Origin of the sequence: Tsuneonella amylolytica, from assembly GCF_003626915.1 — a bacterium.
GTDB classification, from domain to species: domain Bacteria; phylum Pseudomonadota; class Alphaproteobacteria; order Sphingomonadales; family Sphingomonadaceae; genus Tsuneonella; species Tsuneonella amylolytica.
Genome location: NZ_CP032570.1, coordinates 2,317,463 through 2,338,678, shown reverse-complemented (window position 1 = coordinate 2,338,678; position 21,216 = coordinate 2,317,463). Strand labels below are relative to the sequence as shown.

At 67.1% G+C, this 21,216-nt stretch carries 22 protein-coding genes and 1 pseudogene; 16 read left to right on the top strand and 7 right to left on the bottom strand.

Annotated features, from left to right (window positions below):
* Positions 1-7: 7 nt before the first annotated feature.
* Positions 8-235, bottom strand: a pseudogene (locus tag D4766_RS14245) (c-type cytochrome); the annotation flags it as partial.
* A gap of 384 nt (positions 236-619) precedes the next feature.
* Between D4766_RS14245 and D4766_RS11440 the strand changes: the two are divergent.
* From D4766_RS11440 to D4766_RS11415, 6 genes are all read left to right on the top strand, one after another.
* On the top strand, positions 620-988 hold the full coding sequence (locus D4766_RS11440; RefSeq protein WP_120717563.1) for a c-type cytochrome: 369 nt from the start codon (positions 620-622) through the stop codon (positions 986-988).
* Positions 981-2,009, top strand: a complete 1,029-nt coding sequence (locus D4766_RS11435; protein WP_199798087.1) for a cytochrome c oxidase subunit II — start codon at positions 981-983, stop codon at positions 2,007-2,009. Before D4766_RS11440 ends, D4766_RS11435 begins: the two co-directional genes overlap by 8 nt.
* Positions 2,006-4,546 (top strand): cbb3-type cytochrome c oxidase subunit I, encoded by a 2,541-nt coding sequence (locus D4766_RS11430; protein ID WP_120717561.1) that lies wholly within the window; start codon positions 2,006-2,008, stop codon positions 4,544-4,546. The genes D4766_RS11435 and D4766_RS11430 overlap by 4 nt, the downstream gene beginning before the upstream one ends.
* Before the next feature lie 2 nt (positions 4,547-4,548).
* The gene (locus D4766_RS11425) at positions 4,549-4,830 is read left to right on the top strand and encodes a hypothetical protein (protein WP_120717560.1); all 282 of its coding nucleotides are present in this window, start codon (positions 4,549-4,551) and stop codon (positions 4,828-4,830) included.
* A 70-nt stretch (positions 4,831-4,900) separates the two neighbouring features.
* Positions 4,901-5,338: a DUF2231 domain-containing protein gene (locus D4766_RS11420; protein WP_120717559.1), complete on the top strand. Its 438-nt coding sequence runs from the start codon at positions 4,901-4,903 to the stop codon at positions 5,336-5,338.
* On the top strand, positions 5,335-6,678 hold the full coding sequence (locus D4766_RS11415) for a PQQ-dependent sugar dehydrogenase (protein WP_120717558.1): 1,344 nt from the start codon (positions 5,335-5,337) through the stop codon (positions 6,676-6,678). Before D4766_RS11420 ends, D4766_RS11415 begins: the two co-directional genes overlap by 4 nt.
* Positions 6,679-6,720: 42 nt before the next feature.
* On the opposite strand, the gene D4766_RS11410 is transcribed toward D4766_RS11415, so the two are convergent.
* Positions 6,721-7,197, bottom strand: a complete 477-nt coding sequence (locus D4766_RS11410) for an Lrp/AsnC family transcriptional regulator (protein ID WP_120717557.1) — start codon at positions 7,195-7,197, stop codon at positions 6,721-6,723.
* A 116-nt stretch (positions 7,198-7,313) separates the two neighbouring features.
* On the opposite strand from D4766_RS11410, the gene cysG reads away from it, so the two are divergent.
* The 5 genes from cysG to D4766_RS11385 are packed head-to-tail and all read left to right on the top strand — an operon-like array spanning position 7,314 to position 11,881.
* A complete protein-coding gene (gene cysG, locus D4766_RS11405; protein ID WP_120718205.1) occupies positions 7,314-8,729 on the top strand; it encodes a siroheme synthase CysG in 1,416 nt (471 codons plus the stop codon).
* Positions 8,713-9,051, top strand: a complete 339-nt coding sequence (locus D4766_RS11400; protein ID WP_120717556.1) for a DUF2849 domain-containing protein — start codon at positions 8,713-8,715, stop codon at positions 9,049-9,051. The genes cysG and D4766_RS11400 overlap by 17 nt, the downstream gene beginning before the upstream one ends.
* The gene (locus D4766_RS11395) at positions 9,044-10,732 is read left to right on the top strand and encodes a nitrite/sulfite reductase (protein ID WP_120717555.1); all 1,689 of its coding nucleotides are present in this window, start codon (positions 9,044-9,046) and stop codon (positions 10,730-10,732) included. The genes D4766_RS11400 and D4766_RS11395 overlap by 8 nt, the downstream gene beginning before the upstream one ends.
* Entirely contained in the window at positions 10,722-11,438 is a 717-nt protein-coding gene (locus tag D4766_RS11390) for a phosphoadenylyl-sulfate reductase (protein WP_120717554.1), read from the top strand. The genes D4766_RS11395 and D4766_RS11390 overlap by 11 nt, the downstream gene beginning before the upstream one ends.
* Positions 11,439-11,440: 2 nt before the next feature.
* Positions 11,441-11,881: a DUF934 domain-containing protein gene (locus tag D4766_RS11385; RefSeq protein ID WP_120717553.1), complete on the top strand. Its 441-nt coding sequence runs from the start codon at positions 11,441-11,443 to the stop codon at positions 11,879-11,881.
* On the opposite strand, the gene D4766_RS11380 is transcribed toward D4766_RS11385, so the two are convergent.
* Genes D4766_RS11380 through D4766_RS11360 form a run of 5 tightly spaced genes read right to left on the bottom strand, consistent with a single transcriptional unit; the run spans position 11,838 to position 17,839 of the window.
* Positions 11,838-13,415, bottom strand: coding sequence for a DHA2 family efflux MFS transporter permease subunit (locus D4766_RS11380; RefSeq protein ID WP_267896425.1), 1,578 nt, complete (start codon positions 13,413-13,415; stop codon positions 11,838-11,840). The two genes, D4766_RS11385 and D4766_RS11380, sit on opposite strands and share 44 nt — an antisense overlap.
* 7 nt (positions 13,416-13,422) lie before the next feature.
* Positions 13,423-14,541 (bottom strand): HlyD family secretion protein, encoded by a 1,119-nt coding sequence (locus D4766_RS11375; protein ID WP_120717552.1) that lies wholly within the window; start codon positions 14,539-14,541, stop codon positions 13,423-13,425.
* On the bottom strand, positions 14,534-14,977 hold the full coding sequence (locus D4766_RS11370; protein WP_120717551.1) for a MarR family winged helix-turn-helix transcriptional regulator: 444 nt from the start codon (positions 14,975-14,977) through the stop codon (positions 14,534-14,536). Before D4766_RS11370 ends, D4766_RS11375 begins: the two co-directional genes overlap by 8 nt.
* A gap of 46 nt (positions 14,978-15,023) precedes the next feature.
* Positions 15,024-16,016, bottom strand: coding sequence for a LacI family DNA-binding transcriptional regulator (locus tag D4766_RS11365; RefSeq protein WP_234024795.1), 993 nt, complete (start codon positions 16,014-16,016; stop codon positions 15,024-15,026).
* Positions 16,017-16,051: 35 nt separating this feature from the next.
* Positions 16,052-17,839 carry a DUF885 domain-containing protein gene (locus D4766_RS11360; protein ID WP_120717549.1) on the bottom strand — a complete coding sequence of 596 codons (1,788 nt, stop codon included), beginning with the start codon at positions 17,837-17,839 and terminating at the stop codon, positions 16,052-16,054.
* Between the two features lie 145 nt (positions 17,840-17,984).
* Between D4766_RS11360 and D4766_RS11355 the strand changes: the two genes are divergently transcribed.
* The 5 genes from D4766_RS11355 (at position 17,985) to accC (ending at position 21,162) form a co-directional block, all read left to right on the top strand.
* Positions 17,985-18,398: a holin family protein gene (locus D4766_RS11355; protein WP_120717548.1), complete on the top strand. Its 414-nt coding sequence runs from the start codon at positions 17,985-17,987 to the stop codon at positions 18,396-18,398.
* A 49-nt stretch (positions 18,399-18,447) separates the two neighbouring features.
* Positions 18,448-18,768 (top strand): hypothetical protein, encoded by a 321-nt coding sequence (locus D4766_RS11350; RefSeq protein ID WP_120717547.1) that lies wholly within the window; start codon positions 18,448-18,450, stop codon positions 18,766-18,768.
* A gap of 36 nt (positions 18,769-18,804) precedes the next feature.
* Positions 18,805-19,239 (top strand): type II 3-dehydroquinate dehydratase, encoded by a 435-nt coding sequence (gene aroQ, locus D4766_RS11345; protein ID WP_120717546.1) that lies wholly within the window; start codon positions 18,805-18,807, stop codon positions 19,237-19,239.
* 69 nt (positions 19,240-19,308) lie between these two features.
* A complete protein-coding gene (accB, locus tag D4766_RS11340; RefSeq protein ID WP_120717545.1) occupies positions 19,309-19,803 on the top strand; it encodes an acetyl-CoA carboxylase biotin carboxyl carrier protein in 495 nt (164 codons plus the stop codon).
* 9 nt (positions 19,804-19,812) lie between these two features.
* The gene (accC, locus tag D4766_RS11335; RefSeq protein ID WP_120717544.1) at positions 19,813-21,162 is read left to right on the top strand and encodes an acetyl-CoA carboxylase biotin carboxylase subunit; all 1,350 of its coding nucleotides are present in this window, start codon (positions 19,813-19,815) and stop codon (positions 21,160-21,162) included.
* Positions 21,163-21,216: the final 54 nt, after the last annotated feature.

Below are 21,216 nucleotides of genomic sequence, written 5' to 3'. Positions count from 1 at the left end.
TCATTGCCGCCCCGCCGTCGCCGTACCGTTCGCCCGTCGCCCACGCATCGAGCTGGCGTTCCAGATACGCCGCACTCTGCCCCGCAAGCGGCGGATTGCCCGCGTTGCCGAGCCCGTCGGCGCCGTGGCAGCTGGCGCACGATGCGACGCCCTTGGGCGGAAGGTCCTCGTGATAGAGGATCGCCCCCGCACATGGCGCGGCCCCTTCCAGCGCGTCCAGCGTAGCCCAGTCCATTTGCGCGTAGTAAGCGGTGACTTTCTCGCGGGCGTCTCCATCGAGCCGACCGGCGATCCACTGCATCTGGGGGTGCCGGCGGGCGCCGGAGGCAAAGTGTTCGAGTTGGCGCAGCGCGTAACCCTGGTCGAGCCCCGCGATTCGCGGCGCGAGGTTGCCGTCGCCCTCTCCGCGCGTCCCGTGGCACGTGGAGCACGCTCCCGCCGCCCCGGCCGCACCGCCGCTGAAAGCGATCGTCTCGCCGGTCGCAGCGAACAGATCGGCGGTGATCGCGGGCGAGGAGCACGCGCTTGTCGTCAGGACGAAAAACGGCGCGGCAAGACAGGACAATCGCTTCATCGAACCGGTTTCCCACCTCCTGACTGTCCGGCCCGCCCGCAGTGGGTGAAGCTCGCCATCGCCGTATTGCTGGCAGCCGCCGCGGCAGGATGCAAGCCGCCGCCCGAAGGCCGGCACGACTTCGAACCCGCGGCCATCGAGCGTGGCCGTACGGTCGTGGCCGCGGCGGGGTGCGCGGCGTGTCACGCATTTCCCGACATAGACTGGCCCAAGGGGCGCGCGGGCCCGGACCTGACGGCCTTCGACGGACGGGGGCCCATCGCCGGCGCGCTCCCCAACACGCCGGCCAACCTCGCCGCGTTCGTCCGCAACGCGCCCGTCGCCAAGCCCGGCAGCACGATGCCCGCCATGCCGATTTCCCGATCCGAGGCGCGCGATGTCGCCGCCTATCTCTATGGTATCTCCGATGACTGACGCTTCGACCGCTTTCGACGCATGGTGGGGCTGGCCGCCGCCCGTTCTCGATCCAGCAGGTCCATACGCCGAAAGCGTGACGGTGCTTGCCTGGGCGCTGTTTGCGATGGGGGCCATCGTGACCGCGATCGTGGCGGCGGCGCTGTACGTGGCGCTGGCGGGACCCGCGAAGTGGAAGGCGAAACTGGGCGGGGAGAAGCTGATCTGGATCATGGGCGTCGCCTTTCCCGGCGTGGTGCTGACCGGGCTGCTGGTCTGGGGGCTGACCCTCACCGCCTCGCTGACCGATCCCATTCGCGGCGACGAACAGCGTATCCGGGTGACGGGGCATATGTGGTGGTGGGACGTCGAATACCTCGATGCCGCAGGCCGCGTCGTGCTGCGCGATGCCAACGAACTGCACCTGCCGGTGGGCCGCCCGGTCGTCCTCGAATTGAAGAGTGCGGACGTCATCCACAGCTTCTGGGTGCCGAACCTGTCGGGCAAGGAGGACATGATCCCGGGCCGCACCAACCTCCTCAAGGTGCAGGCGGACAAGGCCGGGCGATACGGCGGCGTGTGCGCGGAATTCTGCGGAGGGCCGCATGCGCTGATGGGATTCGTCGTCGCCGCGCACGACGATGCGGACTATCGCCGTTTTCTTGGCGGGGAGCGCATCGGCGCGCCGCTGCTCACCGAACAGCAGAAGGTCCCGGGCAGCCTGCCCGCGTTGGAGCGCAGGACAGCCGCCGGGCCAGTTCCGGCCGCCGCCAATGGCGGGGCGCTGTTTCTCGCCAACGGCTGCGCCGCCTGCCACCGGGTAGAGGGCACTGCGGCGAATGGCTTGTCCGGCCCCGACCTCACCCACGTCTCGCGCAGGCTTACCCTGGGAGCGGGGGTTCTGCCTAACAATCGGGGCACGTTGCAGGGCTGGATTACCGACAGCCAGGCGGTGAAGCCGGGCAACCGGATGCCGAGCTACGACATGCTGTCCGCGCAAGAGGTTGAGGCCATCGCCGCCTGGCTGGACACGCCGCGATGAGCGAGACGGGTTTCGATCACTCTCTCTACGACCGCTTCCCGACCGAAGGCCCTCGCCCCGAAGGCGAGCTGGAGGAGCTGGAACGCATCTGGTGCAAGCCCACCGGCTGGCAGCTGCTGACCGCGGTCAACAACAACTACATCGGCATCTACTACGTCGGCACGGCCTTCCTGTTCTTCGTGCTGGCGGGCGTATTGTCGCTGGGCATGCGGGTGCAGCTGGCCGCGCCGATGCAGGAATTCCTGCCGGTCGATACCTACAACCAGTTCTTCACCATGCACGGCACGGTGATGATGTTCCTGTTCGCGGTGCCCATGGTAGAGGCGATCGGGGTGCTGCTGCTGCCGCAGATGCTGGCCGCCCGCGACCTGCCCTTCCCGCGTCTGTCGGCCTATGCCTTCTGGGCCTATTTCGTAGGCGGCCTCCTGTTCTTCTGTTCGCTGTTCGTGGGCCTTGCGCCCGACGGCGGCTGGTTCATGTACCCGCCGCTCACCTCCATCGCCTACAGCCCCGGAATCAACACCGACTTCTGGCTGCTGGGCATCGGCTTCATCGAGATTTCCGCCATCGCCGGCGCGATCGAGATCATCGTTGGTGTCCTGCGCACCCGCGCGCCGGGGATGACGCTGTCGCGGATGCCGGTGTTCGCATGGGCGATGCTGGTCTTCGCGGTGATGATCGTGGTCGCTTTCCCGAGCGTCATCCTCGGCACCCTGCTGCTGGAGCTGGAGCGGGCCTTCAACTGGCCGTTCTTCGATCCCACGCGCGGCGGCGATCCGCTGTTGTGGCAGCACCTGTTCTGGTTCTTCGGCCATCCGGAGGTCTACATCATCTTCCTCCCCGCGGCGGGCTTGATGAGCATGATGGTGGCCACCATTGCGCGCACCGAGCTGGTCGGATACCGGCTCAACGTGCTGGCGATCATCGCCACCGGCTTCATCAGTTTCGGTGTGTGGGCGCACCATATGTTCGCTACCGGAATGCCGCGCGTCTCCACCGGCTATTTCAGCGCGGCGAGCATGGCGGTGAGCCTTCCCGCCGGCATCCAGGTCTTCTGCTGGATCGCCACGCTGGCGAGCGGAAAGATCCGCTGGTCCGTGCCTGCGCTGTTCGTAGTCGGCGGGCTGCTGGTCTTCGTGATGGGCGGGCTAACGGGCGTCATGGTGGGCATGGTGCCGTTCGACTGGCAGGCGCACGACACCTACTTCATCGTCGCGCATCTCCACTACGTGCTTATCGGAGGCATGGTGCTGCCGATGTTCGGCGCGTTCTACTACTGGTTCGGCATGACGAGCGCGCGGCCCTTGAGCGAGCGTGTGGGCCGCTGGGTCTTCTGGCTGATCTTTGCCGGCATCCACGTGACCTTCCTGCCGATGCACCTGACGGGCCTCATGGGAATGCCGCGCAGGGTCTATACCTATCTGCCCGATCGCGGGCTGGACCTGCTTAACCTCGTCTCCACCGTCGGCGCCTTCGTCATCGCGGCGGGCGTGCTGCTGTTCATCGTCGATCTCTTTCGCAACTTCCGCTTCTCGGCGGAGGAGGAGGCGGGCAACGTCTATGGCGGCGGCACGCTGGAATGGCTGCCGACGGGACTCTATTCCACGCGCTCGATCCCGCTCGTGAACAGCCGCGAGCCGCTGTGGCACGATCCCGGTCTTGCCCGGCGAGTGGAGGAAGGGCGCTACTTCCTTCCCGGCAGCGCCACGGGCCTGCGCGAGACGCTGATCACCAGCCCGATCAATGCCGAGCCGCAGTATCTCCAGATCATGCCCGGCCCCTCGCCCTGGCCGCTGGCGGCCGCGGTTGGCACCGCCCTGCACTTCCTGTCGCTAACGGTGCAGGCCTACGGCTTCTCGCTGTTCTGCGGCGTTGTCGCCATTGCCTGCGTGCTGCGCTGGCTGTGGGAGACCGATCGCCCGCTGAAGCACGAGGAGGCGGACGTGGGCGCGGGGATCGTGCTGCCTGTCGCCATCACCGGCCCTTCCAGCCACGGCTGGTGGGCGCTCAACACGCTGATGGTGGTGATGGGCATGATCGCCTTCATGGCAGTGTTCGGCTACCTCTACCTCTACGGCATCCACCCCGAGGTATGGATCGCCCCGCCGCCGCTGTGGCAGACCGCTCTGGTCACCGGTTCCGCTGTCGCCGCATTCCTGCTGGCGCGGGGTTCGCGCATGATGCTCGCGCGTTCGGCGAAGGGCGTGTTCCCAGGACAGGGCCCTTGGCTGCTCGGTGCGGTTGCCAGCGCTGCGCTGGCTGCGGGCGCATGGCTCGACTGGAGCGGGTGGTCCGACGTCGGGCTCGAACCTTCTGCAACCGGCCAGGGCGCAACGGTCTTCGCACTCGTCGCCTTCCAAGGCGTATGCGCCGCGATCGCGGTCATCATGGCCCTCTATCTCGGCTATCGCAGCGGACGGGGGCTCGTGTCGGGCCCCGCCAATGTCACGCTCGACATCGTGACGCGGTTCATCGGCTACGTCGCGGTGCAGGGTTTCGCGACCGCGCTGATCGTGCGGTTCGTGCCGGGGGCGTAGCGATGGCCGACGATTACAGCGAAACGACCGACTGGCCGGGCACGGCATGGGCGTTTGTCGTCTGGGCGCTGCATTTCTCCATCCTCTGGGGATCGAGCAGCATCTTTCCCGGCGACGACGCGGCGAGACTGGTCGCCCTCGTCGCAACTCTCGGGGCCCTCGCCGCGCTGGCATTGCTGTGGCGGTGGCGATCGCGAAAGGGCGCCGGCCGTATCTTCGCCTCGTCCGTCGGCATTGCGGCCGTCGCTGTAATCTTCGGCAGTATTCCCGCCGCGGTCGGCTGACGTCCGCGCGCGGACCTTTCCGGCTCTTCGCGGGTTCATTGCGTAGGTACTCACTCAACCGGAGTTTCCGATGCCAGACCCCGGAGCGAAATCCGCCTCGCTTGCCAGCCCGATCCACGCGATCCTTCTCGCTTTCCCCGTCGCCCTGTATCCCGCGGCACTGATTTCCGACATCACGTATCTGCGTACGTCGGTGATCCAGTGGACCAACTTTTCGCAGTGGCTGATAGCCGGTGCCGATCTGTTCGCGGGATTGCTGCTGGCATGGGCGCTCGTGTCGTTTTTCTTCGGTAAAGCACGCCGGGCCCGGGGGAGGGGCTCATTGTACCTCGTCGTCGTGGCGGTGATGTTCGTGGTCGGGGTGATCAACGCCTTCCAGCATTCCAAGGACGGGTGGGCGTCGGTCGGTACGGCGGGTGTTGTCATGTCGGCCGTCTGCGCCATCCTCGCCATCGTGGCAGCCTTCCTGCTCCATTCCGGAACCACAGTTCGGGAGACCCGCACATGAACCGCCTGTCGCTCGCGGCCCTGCCGCTGATCGCTCTCGTCGCAGCCTGTTCGCCGTCGTCCCGGGGGCTCGACCAGACCGGCCAGTCGCCCACCCTGCCGAAGCAGGCCGACAGCCTGATACCCGCAATCGCCATCGCGCCGCCGACCGGCTGGAACGGCGAACTGCCGACGGTTCCGCAAGGGTACACAGTCACCCCCATCGCACAGGACCTCAAGATCCCCCGTCAGATGCTCGTGCTGCCCAACGGCGACGTGCTGGTGGCCGAAGGGTCTGGCGGCCACGCGCCCAAGGTGCGGCCGAAGGACATCGTCGCGGGTTTCCTGAAGAGCCGAGGCAAGAGCCCGGTCAAGGGCGGCGATCGCATCACCCTGCTGCGCGACAGCGATGGCGACGGGCGGACCGATCTCCAGACCACTTTCATATCGGGCCTCGACGCGCCTTACGGCCTTGCGTTCGTGAACGGGGCAATCTACGTCGCCAACCAGGGGGACCTAATGCGTTTCCCCTATACCGAGGGTGCGACCGCCATCACCGCGCCGGGCGAAAAGGTCACCGACCTCCCTGCGAAGATCAACCATCACTGGACCAAGGCGCTGACCGCCAGCCCCGATGGCAGCCGGCTCTACGTCGGCATCGGCTCCAACAGCAACGTGGGCGAACGCGGGATGGATGCCGAAGAGGATCGCGCGGTCATTTGGGAGGTCGATCCTGCCGACGGCTCGAGCCGCATCTTCGCCAGCGGCATCCGCAACCCCACCGCGCTTGCGTTCGATCCATGGGGCAATCGCCTGTGGTCGGTCGTCAACGAGCGTGACGAACTGGGCCCCGAACTCGTGCCCGATTACCTCACATCGGTGCGCGAAGGCGGGTTCTACGGCTGGCCTTACAGCTATTACGGCCAGACCGTCGATCCGCGCGTCCATCCCCAGAAACCCGATATGGTCGCAAAGGCCATCAAGCCCGATTATGCCCTTGGCAGCCATGTTGCCGCGCTGGGTCTCACTTTCACGAATGACGGCGGAATGGGCGGGCAGTTCGCCGAAGGCGCCTTCGTGGGCGAGCACGGTAGCTGGAACCGCAACGACCGGTCCGGCTACAAGGTCGTCTTCGTGCCGTTTCGCGGCGGAAGGCCGGCAGGCGACCCGGTCGACTTCCTCACCGGTTTCCTGAAGGACGGCGAAGCGCGGGGCCGCCCCGTGGGCGTGCTTTACGACGCTCCGCGCGGGCGACTGCTGGTGGCCGACGACGTATCGAATACGGTCTGGAGCATCACGCGGGCCAACCGGGCGGGGCCGGCGCCTCAGGCATCGGCCAGACCAGCGCCGCAGGCCCGATAGGAATCCGCATGTCTCGCGACCCGAACGTCGGCTCTTGCGTTCTCAGCCCTCCGGTTCGCCCAGCGGTAGCGCGGTGGTGGCAATCATCTCTTCCATCGACAGAAGCGCGGTCACACTGAAGATGCTCACGTCCTCGATCAGCGCGCGGTAGAACCGGTCGTATGCCGCCGCGTCCGCCACGCGGACCTTGATCAGGTAGTCGATCTCTCCTGCTAGCCGGTGCGCCTCGACGATTTCGGGCCGCGCTTCGAGCGCGCTGGTGAACGATGCGAGCCATTCCGCGTCGTGCCGTGCGGTGCGCACCAGTACGAAAAAACAGCTTCCCAGCCCGACTTTGGCCGGATCGAGAACCGCGACCTGCCGGTCGATGACGCCAGCTTCGCGCATCTTCCGGATGCGGTTCCAGACGGGGGTCTTCGAAGAACCCACCTCCTGCGCAATCTCGTCGAGCGGGCGCGTTGCGTCCTGTTGCAGCAGGCGGAGGATCTTCCGGTCGAGGGTATCGATCCTGACGGGCATTCCGGTTTCCGATCGAATTGTAGATAGCGGTTGCGGTGAGCCTCCGTTCTTAGGAGAATTTTCCTTCTTTGACCAGTCAGGTCGAAGGATATGGGATATGGTTCTATATCGCTGCGATGCGCTATCTCCCCGTATTCCTCGATATGCACGGTGCCCGCGTCGTCGTGGCCGGTTCCGGACCGGCGGCCGTGGCCAAGCTGCGCCTGCTGCTGAAAACGCCCGCTGCGATCGAGGTGTTCGATGCCGAGCCGGGAGCCGACGTTCTCGCGTGGGAAGCCGGCGGCGTGCTGACGCTCCACCGCCGGCCGCTTTCCGAAGGGGACGTGGACGGCGCGAAGGCGATCTACCTCGCCGACGAGACCGCCGATCCCGGTACACGCGCGGCGCTGGAGGTTGCGCGGGCCAATGGCACACTGGTCAATGTGGTGGACGCGCCGGAGGAGTGCGATTTCCTCACCCCCGCAGTCGTCGACCGCGATCCGGTGATCGTGGCGATCGGCAGCGAGGGAACCGCACCGATGCTCGCGACGCGCCTGCGCGCCGACATCGAGGACATGCTACCCGCCGAGACCGGTCCGCTCGCGCGCGTTGCCGGTACGTTGCGCCGCCGCGCCGCCGCCGTGCCCGCGGGCGCGCGCCGTCGTGCCTTTTGGGCGCGGTTCTTCGGCGCCGCAGGTACAACTGCATGGCGCAGCGGCGGGCGCGATGCGGTAATCGGCGCGTTCGACCGGATGCTCGCAGAAGAGACCGCCCCTGTAACCGGCCGCGTGGCGCTGGTGGGTGCCGGACCCGGCGATCCCGAATTGCTCACCCGCAAGGCCCACCGCCTGCTGCGCGAGGCGGATGTGATCGTCTACGACAGGCTGGTTTCACCCGAAGTGCTCGATCTTGCGCGCCGGGACGCACGCTTCCTGCCGGTGGGCAAGATGCCGTTCGGCCCCAGCTGGAAGCAGGAGGACATCAACGCGCTTATCGTCGCCGAGGCGCAGGCGGGCAATGTCGTCGTCCGCCTGAAATCGGGCGACCCCGGCGTCTACGGGCGGCTCGACGAGGAAGTCGAGGCGCTGGACGCAGCCGGCGTCCCGTTCGAGGTCGTCCCCGGCATCACCGCCGCGGTCGCCGGGGCGGCGGAGCTCGGCCTTTCGCTCACCCGGCGCGGGCGGAACAAGAGCCTTAGGTTCCTCACCGGACACGATATCGACGGGTTCGCCGAACACGACTGGCGCGGCCTCGCCGCCCCCGGGGCGACCGCGGCGGTCTACATGGGCGTCCGCGCGGCACGCTTCATCCAGGGGCGGCTGCTGATGCACGGCGCCGATCCGGCAACCCCCGTCACCGTGGTGGAGAACATCTCGCGCGCCGACCGGCGCGAAGCGGTCGCGACACTGGCCGACCTTCCCGAAACGATGGCCGCCGCCGGTATCGTCGGCCCCGCCATTCTCTATCTCGGCATCGCGCCGCGCAGCGTTCGCAGCAACGCCGCCCGCCCCGAGCCCAGCCAAAGGAACCCGGCCCATGCCCAAAGCCGCTAGCCCCAAGATCGCGAGCGCCAACGACCTGCTGGGCGGGCAGGTCGTCTATCTCCAACGCAACGGCACCTGGGGCCTCGATCGCAGCCTCGCCGCCGTGTCGGACGACTCGGACGAACTGGAGGCGTTGATCGCGGCTGCCCCGCGCGAACCGCAAGTTATCGACGTGGCTCTCATCGACGTGGCGCTGGACGACGGCGAAGCCCCGCGCCCTACGGCACTGCGCGAAATCATCCGCGACCGGGGGCCGACCGTGCGCCCCGACCTTGGTCGGCAAGCAGCCCACGACGCGCAGCAATTCGACGGAAGCTCCTACCATGTATGAATACGACCAGTTCGACCGCGCCTATGTTAAGGCGCGGGTCGCGACCTTCCGCGACCAGGTCGCCCGCCGCATCTCGGGCGCGCTGACCGAGGACGAGTTCAAGCCGCTGCGCCTGCAGAACGGCATCTATCTTCAGCTGCATGCCTACATGCTGCGGGTGGCCATCCCATACGGCACGCTCAGTTCCGCCCAAATGCGTCAGCTGGCGATGATCGCCGAGCGGTGGGACAAGGGTTACGGCCATTTCACCACACGGCAGAACATCCAGTACAACTGGCCCAAGCTCGCCGACCTGCCAGACATTCTCGATGCGCTGGCAGACGTCGAGATGCACGCGATCCAGACCAGCGGGAACTGCATCCGCAACGTCACCGCCGACCATTTCGCCGGCGCCGCGGCCGACGAGATCGAGGATCCGCGCCCGACTGCCGAGCTCATCCGCCAGTGGTCGACCGACCACCCGGAATTCGCCTTCCTGCCGCGCAAGTTCAAGATCGCGGTGACCGGCTCGCCCAACGACCGAGCGGTGACCAAGGCGCACGACATCGGGCTCCGGATGGTGCGCGACGATGCGGGCGAACCGGGCTACGAGGTGATCGTCGGCGGCGGCCTCGGCCGGACGCCGGTGGTCGGCGTCGTGGTCCGCGACTTCGTGCCCAAGGTGCAGCTCCTCGCCTATCTCGAGGCGATCCTGCGCGTCTACAACCTCCACGGTCGGCGCGACAACAAGTACAAGGCGCGGATCAAGATCCTCGTCAAGGAAGAAGGTCTCGATACCTTCCGCGAACAGGTCGAGACCGAGTTCGCGAGCCTGCTCGAACTCGGCGGCGGACCTTCGCTCGTGCCCGATCCGGCGGTCGTCGCGAGGATTGAAGCCGCGTTCGCCCCGCCCGCGTTCGAGGAATTCGCCCAGCACGATGCCGATTTCGCCACAGCGTATGCCGAAAACGCCGAATTCGCCGCCTGGTGCGACAGCAACGTCGCCCAGCACCGCGTTCCGGGCTACGGCATCGTCACGATCAGCCTTAAGGCCGTCGGCGCGATTCCGGGCGATGCGAGCGCCGACCAGATGCGCGTCGTCGCCGATCTGGCCGAGCGGTACTCGCACGACGAACTGCGGGTCAGCCACGAACAGAACCTCATCCTGCCGCACGTTGCCCGCCGCGACCTTGCGACCGTCCACGCGGCATTGCGCGAGGTGGAACTCGCCACTGCCAATGCGGGCCAGATCGGCGACATCATCGCCTGTCCGGGCCTCGACTACTGCGCGCTCGCCACCGCGCGCTCGATTCCGATCGCGCAGGACATCGCCCAACATTTCGCCGACCCGGCCTATGCCCGGACGATCGGCGAGATGAAGATCAAGATCTCGGGCTGCATCAACTCGTGTGGCCATCACCACGTCGGGCATATCGGCATCCTCGGCCTCGACCGTGCGGGACGCGAGAACTACCAGATCACGATCGGCGGCGACCATACCGAGACGCTCAAGATCGGCGAGCGGCTGGGTCGCGGGTTCGATGCCGACGAGGTCGTGCCCGCTATCGAGCGGCTGGTTACGACGTATCTGGATGCGCGCGAGGGGCCGGGGGAGACGTTCCTCAAGGTCGTGAACCGGCTGGGCACCGCCCCGTTCAAGGACGCACTCTATCCCACCAAGGAGACGGCCGATGCGGCCTGAGCGCATTCCGGTCGAAGAGCCGCGTGACCTCGAGACCGAGGCGCTGGCGTTCCTGTCGCAGGCGATCCGCCGGGACCATCGCGGACGCATCGCGATGGTATCGAGCTTCGGCGCGGAATCGGTCGTGCTGCTCGACCTTGTCGCGCGGATCAACCGGGCGACGCCGGTGCTGTTTAACGAAACCGGCATGCTGTTTTCCGAGACAATCGCCTACCAGCGCGAGGTGGCCGAGGCGCTGGGGCTGACAAACGTGCAGGTCGTGCGCCCGACCGCGCTGCAGCTGGCAGCCTACGACGGCGACGGCACGCTGAGCACGCGCGATACCGACGCGTGCTGCAATCTGCGCAAGCGCGAGCCTTTGCAACGGGCGCTGGCGCCGTTCGGTGCGTGGATCAACGGCCGCAAGCGCTTCCAGAACGCGGAGCGTGCGCGCCTCGAGATGTCCGAGATCGACGAGGCGGGGCGCGTCAAGCTGAACCCGCTCGCCGACTGGACCTCGGCCGATATCGCCGAATACATGGACCGGCGGAACCTGCCCCGCCATCCGCTCGTCGCGCAAGGGTATCCCAGCATCGGCTGCGCACCGTGCACCAGCAAGGTCGCACCCGGAGAGGACCCGCGCGCGGGCCGCTGGCGCGACAGCGAGAAGACCGAATGCGGCATCCACTACGTGGAAGGCCAGTTCGTGCAGGGCGGAGGAATCTGACGATGCCGATCGTGACCCCCGAGGGCTTCCGCCCCGCCGACGCCCCGGACTTCGTGCCCGCCGGCGAGCTGCCGTCAGGCTCCGGCCTCGCTGTCGATTTGCCGAACGACGCGGATGCCGAAATCCTGGCCGCGCGGTTTGCCGATATCGCGCTCGTGCGCATTCCTTTCCCAGTTTACGGCGACGGACGCGGGTTCAGCCTTGCGCGCCAGTTGCGGGAAATGGGCTATCGCGGTCGCCTCCGGGCCAGCGGCTACGTGATCAGCGATCAGTTCCGCCACGCGCTGCAATGCGGGTTCGACGAGGTGGAGATCGACGACGCGCTCGCCGCGCGCCAGCCCGAGCCCGACTGGCAGCTGCACGACTGGCCGAGCTATCGCGAGAAGCTGGCGGGCGAGGTCATCGACGCGACAGGGGCGGCGGTCGGCGCATCAGCAGGATGAACGGCAGCGCCGCCGCGGTCACCCACATCATCAGGTAGAAATCGTCGATGTAGGCAATCATCGCCGCCTGCCGGTTGATTTCGCCATCGATCACGCTGAGCGCGGTCGTGCCTAACTGCTGGAACCGGTCCACCGTCGACACGTCCACCACGCCGCTGGCCGTTGCGGTCACATGGCTGGCGAGATCGGAATGGCTCGTCTGGATGTTGCGGGCGAGCATCATCGTCGTGACCGAAATGCCGATCGACGCGCCGAGTGAACGCAGGAGGATGAGGAGGCTCGATCCCTCGGTCCGCAGTTCCTGCGGCAGCGTGGCGAAGGCGGCGGTGTTGAGCGGGATGAAGACGAGGCCCATGCCGAGGCCCTGGATGAAGCCGGAAATGATCACGCTGCGCTCGTCCACACCCAGCGACCAGCCCGACATCTGCCAGAACGACAATGTCGCCAGCACGAAGCCCATGAACACCATCGGACGCGGATCGACCCCGCGCCGGGCGAGCTGGCCGGCGATCTGCATGCTGATGAGCGTGCCCACGCCGCGCGGCATCAACACCCAGCCGGTATCGATGACGGTATAGCCGAACAGTTGCTGCAGCATCGGCGGCAAGAGCGCCATCGTGGCGAACATCGCGACCCCGATCGCGGCCATGAAGATGAGCGCTACGACGAAGTTGCGGTCGGCGAACAAGGCCCGGTTGAACAGCGCGTCCTTGCGGCTCGTGGCGAGGTGGACCGCGCCGATCCAGCCGCAGCAGGCCATCAGCAGGGCATAGATCCAGATCTCGCCCGAGGCGAACCAGTCCTCCTGCGTCCCGCGGTCGAGCATCATCTGCATCGCGGCGATGAACACAGCGACCATCGCGAACCCGAACATGTCGAACCGGCGGATGCGGATCGCGCGCGAAGGAAGCTCGGTGATGAGGATCGTCAGCGCGATCGCGCCCAGCGGCACGTTGACGTAGAAGACCCACCGCCAGTTCCAGTTTTCGGTCAGCCAGCCGCCGAGGAGAGGGCCGAGGATCGGACCAAGCATGATGCCCATGCCCCAAACGCCCATCATCTGCGCTTGCCGCGACGGCTTGTTGACGTCGAGCATCGCCGCCTGGCTCAACGGGCCGATGAACGCGCCGGTCACGCCTTGCAGCGCGCGGAACAGCACCATCTCGGTGATGTTCTGCGCCAGCCCGCACATCATCGATGCGACGACGAAACCGGCGGTCGACCAGATGAACAGGCGGCGCGATCCGACGCGGTCGGCCAGCCAGCCGGTGATCGGCATCGCGACCGCGCTGGCGACGATATAGCTCGTCAACACCCAGCTCACCTCGTCGCGGGTCGCGCCGAGCGAGGCCTGCATGTGCGGGATCGCGACGTTCGCGATGGTCGTGTCGAGGATTTGCAGCAGCGATGCCGTCATGATGCCGAACACCACCAGCCAGGTGTTCGCGACAGGCAGCGCGGCGACATCCTCCGCGGGCGCGGCAGGCGCGGCGGGCCCCGGCTCGACCGGCTGCGCGGACTGGGCCGTCGCCAATGCGGGCCTAGTGCTTGCGGCCGTCGGTGAAGACGGTGACGTGGGTCGAAAGGCCGGCGATCAGCGGGCGCGGGCTTTTGGAATCGATGGCGATCCGCACCGGCACGCGCTGCGTCACCTTCACCCAGTTGCCGGTCGCGTTCTGTGCGGGCAGCACCGAAAATTCGCTGCCCGTGCCCGCCCCGATCGATTCGACATGGCCCTTCAGCCTGACACCGGGATAGGCATCGAAGGTGATCTCGGCCGGCTGGCCGATGGCCATGTCGGCAAGTTCGGTTTCCTTGAAATTCGCCTCGATATAGCTCGACGCGGTGGCGACGATGGTCGCGACCGGCAGCCCGCTGACGACTTGCTGGCCGGCCTGCAGACGATCGGCCTGGGTGACCCGCCCCGCAATCGGTGCGCGCACGTCCGTCCGAGTCAGGTTGAGTTCCGCCGCCTCGCGCTGCGCCCGCGCTGCGGCGACCGCGGGCAGGACGCCGGGCACTTGTGCGCCGGTGGCGAGCTTGGCGGCAGCTTCCGACTGCTTGCCCTCGGCCAGCCGCAACTGTTCGCGCGCCTGCGCAACCTGATGCTGCGCTGCCTCGTAGTCCGCCTTGGTGGTGAACCCCCGCGCCCACAACGCCGCCTGCCGTTCGTAGCGCGACTGCGCGAAACCGATGTCCTCCCGGGCGGCCGAGATATCCGCGCCCGACAATGCCGACGAACTTTCCAGCGCGGTCGCATTGGCCTGCGCCGTGGCGATCGCGGCATCCGCTTCGGCGACCTGAATGCGATAGGGCTGGGGATCGATGCGGAACAGGAGGTCGCCCGCCTTCACCTCCGCATCGTCGGCCACCATGACCGCGACGATCCGACCGGCGACCTCGGTGCTTACCGAGACCTTGTCCTGGTGGACGTAGGCATTGTCGGTCGTGACCTTGCCCTGCAGGCTCCACCAGTATCCGCCCGCCGCCGCGATCACGAGCAGCGGAACCGACATCATGATCGCGAGCCGCTTGCGCGACTTCTTCGGAGCGGGTTCGGCAATCGCAGTGTCCGGTGCCGCCGTCACGGTATCTTCGGATAGCGCGGCCGCGACGGGCTGGCCGTCCTCGACGGCGATTTTCGGATCGCTTTCAGCCATTGGCCACCAGTCCTTCGGCATCGCGCCGGCTCAGGTTGTCGCGGATCCGCTCGAGCATCGCCTGCAACGCGGCACGGTCGGCCTCGGCAATCCCGTCGAGCGCTTCCTCGAAAAGCCGCTCCGCGATGGGACGGAGCTGGTCGAGCAGCGCTTCGGCCCGAGGGGTCAGGAACAGCCGCCAAGACCGGCGGTCGGCCGGATCGGCGCGCCGCTCGACGAGGGCGGCATCCTGCAGGCGGTCGACCATGCGGCAGACGGTGATCGGCTCGACATCGAGCTGTTCGGCAAGACCGCCTTGGTTGATCCCTTCGTGCCGGCGCAGCGTCGTCAGGACCTGCCACTGCGGCCATGTGACGCCGATATCGCGCACCCGAGCGTCGAACTCGCGCCTCAACAGCCGGGAGGAATCGCCGAGGAGCGAGCCGATGTTATCCATAGCACTATTATTTATAACAGTGCTTATATTATGCAAGGTTTTCGGCCTAGAGGCGCACGCTCGCGCGCTCCACCAGTGTCACCGGAATGCGGGGCGCGGTGCCCGCGTTTGTATCGCATATTTGCGCCACCAGGATGCGACCCGCCTCGGCGAAGTCGGGCACGATAGTGGTGAGCGGCGGGTTCGAGTATTCGCCCGCCGCCAGCCCGTCGAAGCCGACCACGCCGAACGCCGTCGGCACCGCCATCCCGCTCTTCGCCAGTGCCTCGAGCGCGCCCAGTGCGATGGCGTCATTCGCCGCGAAGATCGCGTCCGGCGGTTCGGGCATCGCGAGAAGGTCTGCAACCGCCGTCCGCCCGCCCTCGACGCGGTCGTCGCCCGGCACCGCGATCGGCTCCATCGGAGGCAGGCCGTTGTCGGTGAGTGCGTCGCGGTAGCCGGCGTACCGCTCGGCGAACTGGGGATGAAGGTCGTCCACCGAACCGACGAACGCGATGCTCCGGTATCCGCCCTCGAGCAGCCTCTCCACCGCGCGAACCGCACCTTCGTAATTGGCCGCGCGGACCCATCGCCCGTCGTCGAAGGGGGCGCCCCACAGCGCCACCGGCCCTTCGGGCGCGGCATCGCGCAGATCCGCCCAGGCGGCGCGGTTGACGCTGGTACCCATCACGATCAGCCCGTCGGCCTGTCCCTGCGCGGTGTAGTTCCACTGGAACTCTCCGGGCTCCGACTGGAACGATACCAGCGACTGGTAGCCCCGCTCCGCCGCCGCGGCGCACGTGCTGCCGAGCAGGGCGTAATGGAAGGCACTGACCCGCGTGGGATCGGACCCGGCGCGCCCGATCACCACGATGGCCAGCGTCCCGGTCCGCCCGCTCCGCAGCCGCGCCGCACGCGAATCGACGTGATAGCCGAGATGCGCTGCGGCCGCCGCGACCCGCGCCCGCGTTTCCTCGGTGATCGCGGGCGATCCGGCGAGCGCACGGCTCACCGTCGACTGGCTGACGCCGGCCGCCTCGGCCACGTCGAACGAGGTCACCCTCGGGCGGCGGCCGTTATCGGACACAGGGCACCTCAGTCATACGCGACTCCGGCGAGGCCCTCGCCGCCGTCCGCGATGAACGCATCGATCCGCGCTTCGAGCTCGGGCAGCGGGACCGAGCCGAGCGCAAGGACGACATCGTGGAACTTGCGGATGTCGAACCGGTCGCCGAGCGCGCCTTCGGCCTTGGTCCGCATCCGGCGAATGGTCATTTCGCCCAGCTTGTAGGCGAGCGCCTGGCCGGGCCAGGAGATGTACCGGTCCACTTCCGTGCCGACCTCGTGCCGCGACAGCGCGGTGCGGTCGGCAAGATACCCGGTCGCCTTCTCGCGGCTCCAGCCGTAGTGGTGGATGCCGGTGTCGATCACCAGCCGCGCCGCGCGCCACATCTCGTAGCTCAGGCGGCCGAACCGTTCCTGCGGCGTGCGGTAGATGCCCATCTCCTCGCCGAGGAACTCCGAGTAGAGGCCCCAGCCCTCGCCCATGCCGCTGAAGTAGACGTTGCGGCGGAATTTCGGCTGTTCGCCCTGCCCTTTGCCACCCCATTCCAGCTGGAAGGCGGCCTGGAAACTGTGGCCCGGCTCGCATTCGTGCAGGGTCAGCGCGGGGATGTTATAGAGCGGCCGGCTGGGAAGGTCGTGCGTGTTCATCAGGCACGATTCCAGCCCGCCGCGCCCGGCGGTGTAGAACGGCGCGATCGCGTCGGGCACGGGGCGGATGGTGAATCGCCGGCGCGGCAGGAAGCCGAAATAGTCGGCGATCTTCCCGTCGACGCGCTTCACCACATAGGCCGAAACGCCCATTAGTTGGTCGGGCGTCCCGGCGATGAAGCGGGGATCGGTCCGCAGCGTTTCATTGAACGCGGCGATCGTGCCGGTAAAGCCGACCTCCGTCATCACCTTGCGCATCTCACCTTCGATCCGCGCCACTTCGGCAAGGCCGATGTCGTGGATCTGCTCGGCGGAAAGATCGAGCGTCGTGTACTGGCGGATCTGCTGACGGTAATACGCCTTGCCGCCCGGCATCGCCTCGGCCGCCAGCGTCTCGCGCGCCTGCACCATGTATTCGTCGCGAACGAAGGCGTGCAGGCGGGTGTAGGCCGGCACCACCGCACCCGCGATCGCCGCGCGGCCCGCCGCCTCCAACCGTGCCTTGTCAACGGGCGAGAAGCGCGCCGGCATCTCGGCGAACGCCCGCCAGAAGGGGCTCTTTTCAGGATCGTCGACGACATAGGCGGCGAGGCTCGCGTCGCGGCCGGTCAGCGTCACCCGGGGCACGCTGAAACCCCGCTTCAGCCCGGCCCGCGCGTTGGCGATCTGTTCGTCGAAGTAGCGCGGCAGGGCGTTCATGCGGGCGATGTAGTTCTCGTATTCGGCGACCGTCTGGAAGCCCGATCGGGCATCCCAGTAGCTCCAGAAATTGGAGTCGCTGTCGAACGGCATTTCCCATTCCGCGTATTTCGCATCCTCGACCGTCTCGGTGAGCACGGCCCGCAGGACCGCGGCATTGACCCGCTCGTCCGGTGACAGCGCCGACCGGTCGATGGCATCGAGCCGCGCGAGGAAAGCGGCGGCCTTCGCTGCGCGTTCACGCTGCGCCTCGGGCGTTACCGACGCGATCGTCGGTCCCTGCTCGAGATCGCCTTCGGACGTCTCGATCGCTCCCGACTCGGCGACGGTCCAGTTCCAATAATCAGTGTAGAGTGTGCGCAATTCCGCATCGGCGGAGGCGGGCCGTGTCGGAGCCGCCGAGGCGGAACCATATGCCCCGGGCGCAACAAGGGCGAGCGAAGCGGCGGCGAGCGCGATGGCCAGGCGCATTTTGACGTGTCTCCCTAGAGCCGCGCTTCCTGATGCCGGCACCCCGTCCTGTCAAACGCCAATTCCGACCGCCAGTTAGGGACAAAATGTTTTCCTACATGAACCGATACGGTTAAATAAAGGGTTTTGGTCTTGGAGATTCCCCATGCCCGTTCTCGACGCCATCATTGGCCCCCTCGCCTCGATCATCGACAAGGTCATCCCCGACAAGGCGGCACGCGACAAGGCGAAGCTGTCGCTTCTCGAACTGGAGGGAACCCACGAGCTACGCCGGATCGAGACCCAGCTTTCGGCGATCATCGCGGAGGCGCAATCGGCCGACCCGTGGACCAGTCGTGCGCGGCCGAGCTTCCTCTACGTGATGTATGCCATGCTGCTTTTCTCGCTGCCGGTCGGCCTCCTCAGCCTGTTTCAGCCCGACGCCGCCGGCCGTATCGCGGGATCGATGACAGCGTACCTGCGCGGCTTGCCCGACGAACTCTACGCGCTCTTCGGAACCGGCTATCTCGGCTACACCGCGGCTCGCCAGTGGGGAAAAATCAAGGGCGTCGAGCAATAGGGGGACGCAAGGGGGTGGCTTTCCGCGCGGCTTCGGCTATTTTGCTGCAATGCAACACGAAGTCGATACGCCGGAGGGCAAGGCGGCGATCTGCGCGCTGGCCATCGAACGGCGCCTCGTCCTCACCGCCCGTTACAACGGCGTGGACGTCGAGCTTCACCCCCACCAGCTCGTCGAGCGGAACGGGACCACCTACCTGCGCGCGGTGAACCCGGCGAAGAGCCGCCGGGTCGACGAGGATCCGGCGCTCGGGTTTTTCCATCTCGGCGGGATCGGCGATCTCGCTCTCAAGCCTGCCGTGTTCGAACCGCTGCCGGCGGAAGCGACGGCTCCGGCACGCGATGACGACACGGTGCTGGCGACGCTGTAGCTTCCGCCCGGTGGCCGGCCCCGCTATGGCCGGGCGATGAGCGATCTCGTCTACGTCCTCAACGGCCCCAACCTCAATCTTCTCGGCACGCGCGAGCCCGACATCTATGGGTCCGCCACCCTCGACGAGATCGCCGGCATGCTGGAGGACCGCGCCCGCGACCTCGATCTCGAGGTCGACGTGCGCCAGTCCAACCACGAGGGACACTTGGTCGACTGGTTGCACGAGGCGCAGGCGGAAGGCGCAAAGGCCGTCCTGCTCAATGCAGGCGCATACACGCATACCTCGATCGCGCTGCTCGACGCGATCCGCTCGATCGCGGTGCCGGTGATCGAGGTTCACCTGTCCGATCCGGCGACCCGCGAGGCATTCCGCCACGTCAGCTACGTCGGCATGGCGGCGGCGGGCGAGGTCAAGGGTCTGGGCCCGCAAAGCTATGTCGTGGCTCTGGAAAAGGCCGCGGCGCTCTAGCGTCCGCCCCTTGCCAGTCCGCTCCGGCCCGCGCATAGGCCGTCGCTTCTAATCGCGAAGAGGCATATAATGGCCGATACCAAGGGCGCTGCCGGGCGTAGCTCGGGCATGAACGTCGACATCGAACTGGTCCGCTCGCTCGCCGAGATGCTGACCGATACCGGACTGACCGAAATCGAAGTGGAAGACGGCGACCGCAAGGTGCGCGTGTCGCGCGGCGGCGGGGCGATGGCCGCGCCGGTCGCGATGCATGCCCCCGCGCCCGCTCCCGCCGCCCCCGCTACTCCGGCCGCGGCTGCCGCTCCCGCGGCGGAGACGACGGCAGACGTGGCCGGCGCGCTGAAATCGCCCATGGTAGGCACGGTGTATCTGTCGTCCGAACCCGGTGCCGCGCCGTTCGTGTCGGTCGGCGACAGTGTGAAGGAGGGTCAGACCCTCGTCATCATCGAGGCGATGAAGGTCATGAACACGATCCCGGCCGACAAGTCGGGAACGATCAAGGCGATCCTCGTCGAGAACGCCCAGCCGGTCGAATACGACCAGCCGCTTGTCGTCATCGGCTGATTTTTCGCGATGGCAATTTCCCGCATCCTGATTGCGAACCGCGGCGAGATCGCGCTGCGCATCCACCGCGCGGCGCACGAGATGGGCATCGAGACGGTCGCGGTGCACTCCACCGCCGATGCCGACGCGATGCACGTAAGGCTGGCGGACCACGCGGTCTGCATCGGCCCGCCGCCCGCGACCGACAGCTATCTCAACGTCGCGGCGATCATCTCGGCCGCCGAGATCGCCCAGGCCGACGCGATCCATCCCGGCTACGGCTTCTTGTCGGAGAATGCGAAGTTCGCCGAGATCGTCGAGGCGCACGGAATCACCTGGATCGGGCCCAAGCCCGAACACATCGTGACGATGGGCGACAAGGTCGAGGCGAAACGCACCGCCGGCAAGCTCGGCCTGCCGCTGGTGCCCGGCAGCGACGGCGCCGTGTCCGAGGTGGAGGAAGCCAGGGCGATCGCAGCCGAGATCGGATATCCGGTCATCATCAAGGCCGCATCGGGCGGCGGAGGGCGCGGGATGAAGGTCTGCGAGGCCGAGGACCAGCTCGAAACCCTGATGAAGCAGGCTGGCAGCGAGGCCAAGGCCGCGTTCGGCGATGCCACGGTCTACATCGAGAAGTATCTCGGCAATCCGCGCCATATCGAATTCCAGGTCTTCGGCGACGGGCGCGGCAACGCGGTGCACCTCGGCGAACGCGACTGCTCGCTGCAGCGGCGCCATCAGAAGGTGCTGGAAGAAGCGCCCAGCCCGATCATCTCCGACGAGGAGCGGGAGCGGATGGGCGGCGTCTGCGCCCGCGCCATGGCCGACATGGGCTACCGCGGGGCGGGCACGATCGAGTTCCTGTGGGAGAACGGCGAGTTCTACTTCATCGAGATGAACACCCGCCTGCAGGTCGAACACCCGGTCACCGAGATGATCACCGGCATCGACCTCGTCCGCGAACAGATCCGCATCGCCGACGGCAAGGACCTGTCTTGCAAGCAGGAGGACATCTCGTTCTCCGGCCATGCGATCGAATGCCGCATCAATGCCGAGGATCCGTGGACCTTCGCGCCCAGCCCCGGCAACGTCACCGCGTATCACGCGGCGGGCGGGATGCACGTGCGGGTCGATAGCGGGCTCTACGCCGGCTACCGCATCCCCCCCTACTACGACAGCATGATCGCCAAGCTGATCGTCTACGGCCGCACCCGCGAACGGTGCATCATGCGCCTGAAGCGCGCACTCGAGGAAATGGTCGTCGAGGGCGTGAAGACGAGCATCCCGCTGCACCAAGAGCTTCTGCGCCAGCCCGACGTGCTTAGTGGCGACTACTCGATCAAGTGGCTCGAAGAATGGCTAAGGGAGCGCGAGGCCTGAATTTCTCGTGCATCGGGGCAGTACCAAGCTGCAGGATCTGAGGAACTTTCGGGG